This window comes from Desulfonatronospira sp. (assembly GCA_003563255.1).
Lineage (GTDB): Bacteria > Desulfobacterota > Desulfovibrionia > Desulfovibrionales > Desulfonatronovibrionaceae > Desulfonatronospira.
Genome location: PWSL01000200.1, coordinates 1 through 4,730, shown reverse-complemented (window position 1 = coordinate 4,730; position 4,730 = coordinate 1). Strand labels below are relative to the sequence as shown.

5 protein-coding genes are annotated in these 4,730 nt (G+C 47.9%); 2 read left to right on the top strand and 3 right to left on the bottom strand.

All coding sequences use genetic code 11. The annotated features are described in order from the left end of the window. Window positions 1–118 precede the first annotated feature (118 nt). The 3 genes from cas2 to QZP87_RS05885 are packed head-to-tail and all read right to left on the bottom strand — an operon-like array spanning window position 119 to window position 3,083. Window positions 119–400, bottom strand: coding sequence for a CRISPR-associated endonuclease Cas2 (gene cas2, locus QZP87_RS05895; RefSeq protein WP_291321996.1), 282 nt, complete (start codon window positions 398–400; stop codon window positions 119–121). After that, window positions 400–1,452, bottom strand: a complete 1,053-nt coding sequence (cas1, locus tag QZP87_RS05890) for a CRISPR-associated endonuclease Cas1 (RefSeq protein WP_291321995.1) — start codon at window positions 1,450–1,452, stop codon at window positions 400–402. The genes cas2 and cas1 overlap by 1 nt, the downstream gene beginning before the upstream one ends. 11 nt (window positions 1,453–1,463) lie before the next feature. Then, entirely contained in the window at window positions 1,464–3,083 is a 1,620-nt protein-coding gene (locus tag QZP87_RS05885) for a CRISPR-associated primase-polymerase type A1 (RefSeq protein WP_291321994.1), read from the bottom strand. 1,097 nt (window positions 3,084–4,180) lie between these two features. Here QZP87_RS05885 and QZP87_RS05880 point away from each other — a divergent pair. Together QZP87_RS05880 and QZP87_RS05875 are read left to right on the top strand one after the other, a co-directional pair. Then, window positions 4,181–4,387: a hypothetical protein gene (locus QZP87_RS05880; RefSeq protein WP_291321993.1), complete on the top strand. Its 207-nt coding sequence runs from the start codon at window positions 4,181–4,183 to the stop codon at window positions 4,385–4,387. A gap of 59 nt (window positions 4,388–4,446) precedes the next feature. Further along, window positions 4,447–4,730, top strand: a 284-nt coding sequence (locus tag QZP87_RS05875; protein ID WP_291321992.1) for a hypothetical protein, incomplete at its 3' end; no start/stop codon positions are given.

Below are 4,730 nucleotides of genomic sequence, written 5' to 3'. Positions count from 1 at the left end.
GGACCCACTTGTCCCAGAAAATGAGTCATTTTGAGCACAAATTGATGCTCAGGTGGGTCCCGGAGTGCCTGTCCCCTGCTTTCCTTAAAAGCGCTAAACAGATACTCGTTGTCCCTCATTAACCTGCAACGTGATAGGATTTAATTTCAGGCTCTTCTCCAAGTCCAGAATGCTCAAAGTCCTTGATGCATGCTCGACACTGGCGATAGTAGCGAATATTGTCCTCGGAGAAGTCGATCAACCTTTCCAGCCGGTCCTTCATTTTCAGAAAGCTTTTTTCAGTCAGATCAGGGCATTCAAAAGCGGACTTTTGCACCCTGTAGCCATAAGATTTTAAAACTTTGGCTACTTTATATCTGGTTTTGTCGTCTACAATATCGTAGCAGACCAGGTAAAACATTACATTTTCTCCGATAATGAGAAGGGCTTATATTCAGGATTATCATCCATTATGCATGCCATAAAATGTCTGACCTGATGCAGGATAAAATTTCTAAGACTGAGTTTTTTTTCCAGTTCTCTGGACTGTAGCTCTGTACTCATCCAGTTTTCATAAGTCTGCACCAGGGCGCGTCTGGGGCCTGGTTTCATCTCTACAGGCCTTTTTTGCACCAGGTCATGCTCATCAACAAAATCTGTCCTGGCAATGCTGCGGTACACAAAGTCATCCTGCTTGACTGTTCCCCGGTTGATCAGTTGCAGTACCAGCCTGTCGGCTATGAAGGTCCTCCATTCTTCTACCAGATCGCAGGCCAGGGAGGGTCTACCGTATGCCGGTTCGTGCAGGGCTCCAAGGCCGGGGTCCAGACCAGCTGTCCTGATGGCGCTTAAGACCTCACTGGTGAGTATGGTGTAAATAAAAGAGAGCAGGGCGTTGGGTGGGTCCTGAGGCGGTCTTTTGGTTCTGGTGCTGAACTTGAAGTCCGGATTTTTAATAAGAATTCCAAAAGCGCGGTAATACATACTTGCAGCATGGCCTTCCATTCCCCTGAGAGTATCCACATCCAGGGCTTCACGTGTATGCCTGGAAACAGTCTTGAGGGCAAGTGCCGCAGCCAGTATGTTTTCATTCCTGTTTCTCTGCCCTTGTACCTGGAGAAAGCGGGCCTGGTTGCGTACTTTACCGTGGACAATGGTTCTGGCTATTTTGAGGGCAAACTCCTCATGGGACAGGTTGAGATACTGCTTGCGTCTTCTTTGGACATCCTTATGTTCGTCAATGTTCAACCTGCCTCTGAAACCGCCTGAAGGGGATAAAAAGACGGTTTCAACCCGGTTGCGGATAAGAAAGTCTATGACCCCGCCGGACAGGGAAGTGTAGCCCATCAGCACCAGCTGTTTCAGGCCTGAGCCGGGTATTTCCTCTACAAGTTTTTGGTCCTTGTACAAAGCAAGATTGGGTCCTGACTTGCGAAGGTAACTGCCTTGTTCCAGAATATACACCCTTTGCATAATAACAGCTCCTATTTTCCAGCAACAGGCATAAAACGTCTGACAATGTCCAGGCTGGTTCTAAGGTTCTCCAGGGCATCGCTCAGGTTTTCAATTTTTTCGGACGGCTTACCCTTAGGAGACATATAATCCCGGCAGTGCAGAAGGGGATGGGGATAAGTACCGGTATCTTCAAATTCACAAAAATCCAGATGCACGTTAAGGAGTTGGTGGATTTTTCTGCATCCAAGGGGTGTACCCCGGAGTTTAGAAAGTTTGTAGTTGACCAGGTGGACATTGTACTCCGGAAGTTGCTGCAAAAGGTGATGCAACAGATGGTTTGCCCTGGATAAAAATCCCAGAGTCTGAAAAAGCACTTTCTCTTCTCTGAGCCCAAGTTCCCGGCTTTTGCGCAGGGCGGAAAAGAGCCGGCCCAGGGGAGGGCAGCGCTCAGAAAGCAGGTGCAGCTCGGGATATTTTTCTGCCCATTCACTCCAGGCAGGATGTATAGCCACATTTTGTTTTTGCTGGTCTTTTGAGGCCTGTAACAGGTTTTTAGAATTCAACTCAGAGTATTCTTTCAATTTTTTTATATTAGTCCATGGTTCATTTCTGAGGCAGCCCATAAAATAGGATGGTTTGCCAGTGACCCTGTGCAGACCAAGGGGCAGTTTGACTAAGTTGCCCAGTCCCTTACCCTGCAACTGGTCCTGTTTGGGAAAGACTTCCAGGCTGAAAAACCGGCAGTCCTTAGATAGAATGCCGGCCAGGGGCGAGATGAGCTTTCTGGCCAGGGCGGCAGGCACAGGTACATCAAAGAAAAACCAGAAATGATAACCTTTGCCTCCGGAAAACTCGCACAGAGGCTTACAGCCGAATTTTTGCAGAGAAAGTTCGGCCATGCGATCATGAACATAGTCTCTTTCCCGCTTGATGCCGAGTCTGTCATCAGATTTGAGTCTCTGGTCCCTGAAGGCCTTTTTGAGATCCATGTCCACAACAGCGGTTTTTACAGTTGAGTCCTTTCTCAACAGATAGATGCCATAGGTTCTATGTCCCTTGATATGCTCCAGTATGTCCTGGGCTTCAATGGGCCTGCGAACCGGCATATAGCCTTGAGTCTGCTTTGCTTTGTCCACCCACTGTCTTGCAAAAACATCCTCTCTTCCCTGAAAATAGTGCAGATAAAGATTCTGCAGTTCCTGACGCTCTCTAAACAGGTTGAATGGGTCTTCGACATCGGGTTCAGAAGTGTCCGCATCCATGGCTTCAGGTACAACAAGCTCGCCTGCCAGGTCCGGATGCCTGCTCAAGGCCCTGGCTCTGACTGACTGTGCCTGTTCAAGTCTGTTCAGGCGTACAAGAAGATCATACCTCTCCTTCCAGACAGCCATGTGCGATGGATGTCTTTCGCAGGACAATTCAAGAATTTCCAGGGCCAGGTTTATGTCCCCGATTATCAGGGCTGTTTCGAACCATGACAGGAGTTGATCCGGTTCAAGACGGTCTCTTATGGAATTGTTTTTTAGAGTGGACAGGCATTTTTGTGTCTGCTCCCCTTTCAGGGCCAGTTCCCTGAGCCTCCTGGTAATGAGCCCAAAGTCCGGATGTCTGGAGTCTACGGCCAGGTGCGATGGTTTATTTTGATTCATTTAGGCCTCCTGCATTCAATCTGTAAAACGCAACCCTTCAGGGGGGGTCCTCAGTGGTGATTACCGGCACCAGGCCTGGGGACTGTCCCCCGCTAAGTACTAACGCGGGCTATGCCCGTAACCCAAAAACATTTTCTCACGCAAAGGCGCAAAGGTCGCCAAGGAAGACAGGATAATTATTTCGCCTCTTAAACTTTGCGTACTTTGCCTGCCTAGTTGAATTGCTCGAAGAGCAAGCCCGAAGGGCATTCAACCGGGGCGGCTGGCCTGCCACGCGCTTCGCGTGGTAAAAAATTTTCTTGTTTTTTATGACCCGGTTAAACCCAGCAAAGCTGGAACGCGAGGCGTTGTTTCACCGGGCAGGCCCCAGTTAAACCCTGCTTTGCAGGAAATCCTTCGGATTTGTTTAACCGGGCAGGCCCCAGTTAAACCCTGCTTTGCAGGAAATCCTTCGGATTTGTTTAACCGGGCAGGCAGGACTAAGGTTCATCCGGCTAAAGAGTACGTAGCCGGGAAAAGGTTCAAAGCCAAACTGAACGTATGTTTGGGCCAAGGCACCGGAAGAACCAGGATAACGAAAATCACGGTGGAGTACCCTCTGAATGTTTTCGGTTAAGCAGTGCTGCCTTTCTTATATAATATGGTTATGATTGTCTGTTTTTCAAAAAACTATCAGCGGAATCTTGCGGGTTAAGCACTCACCCGGGCGGTCCGGGACCGAACCGATAGTGAGCATTCAGGTGGTCCTCAGTGGTAGTTCCTGGCACCAGGCCTGGGGACTGTCCCCGGGCCGGGACCTGCCCCCCTGAATGGTTACCTGTACTAAAATTTTTGATTGTTCCAGGCCAGAATCAAGAAATAAATTTTTGAAATACAGGCAAAAGTTTCCGTAATTAAAGGTTTAATGCTGAACAAAAGGACTAAGGCGGGCTTTGCCGGCAACCCAATAAAGAAAAGAGCTTTTTTGACAGGATTAACCCCAGTTAAACAGCACAAAGAGGACCCCGGTTTATCAGGGCAGGCAGGATTAAGAGATTAAGGTCGCTACTGAACCAGGCAGCTTAAGTTACAATCAATCCAAAGGAGGTATAGACATCATGAATGCACCTGAAAAATATTATTGTCCTTTCTGCTCGACCGGGATTCCAGAGTTTTATGTTGTATGTCCGGGCTGTAGCAGGTTTATGGTAGATAGATTATTGCTCAGGTCTTTGCCGGCTATTGACAGGCCAAGGAAAAATAAAGCCGGTCCTTCAGGCAAAGAGGCGGAGGGTGACGGGAATGAGCCAGGTGGTATGGATTAATTGCCTGCCACATGCAATTGGCTAAACTGTTACAAATTTTTAAATAATCAGGAGGTAATATGGACGAAAAACTGTGTATGTGCTCAGTTTTAACCAACGGGGTAACCATTATATACATCATAAATGATGATGAATCATGGATTGAACCTTGTATTATCAGGGTTCATGGTAAGCCTGACCCGACCAGGATTTCTTTTCAGCCTCTCCAGATTTTCAGCATTATCCCGGTCATGCCTGCCATCAACCAGATGCATATTCTGACCTCCTATTCTCCTGAGCCTGAGATAGAATCTTCGTATAGAAGTTTTCTGTGTAAGTATCTGAAGGACGTTGCAATGCCGGT

What these genes read in the sequence shown, in the direction of transcription:
- cas2 (WP_291321996.1), bottom strand. Translation starts at nt 400, where the DNA reads ATGTTTTACCTGGTCTGCTACGATATTGTAGACGACAAAACCAGATAT.
- QZP87_RS05880 (WP_291321993.1), top strand. Translation starts at nt 4,181, where the DNA reads ATGAATGCACCTGAAAAATATTATTGTCCTTTCTGCTCGACCGGGATT.
- QZP87_RS05885 (WP_291321994.1), bottom strand. Translation starts at nt 3,083, where the DNA reads ATGAATCAAAATAAACCATCGCACCTGGCCGTAGACTCCAGACATCCG.
- cas1 (WP_291321995.1), bottom strand. Translation starts at nt 1,452, where the DNA reads ATGCAAAGGGTGTATATTCTGGAACAAGGCAGTTACCTTCGCAAGTCA.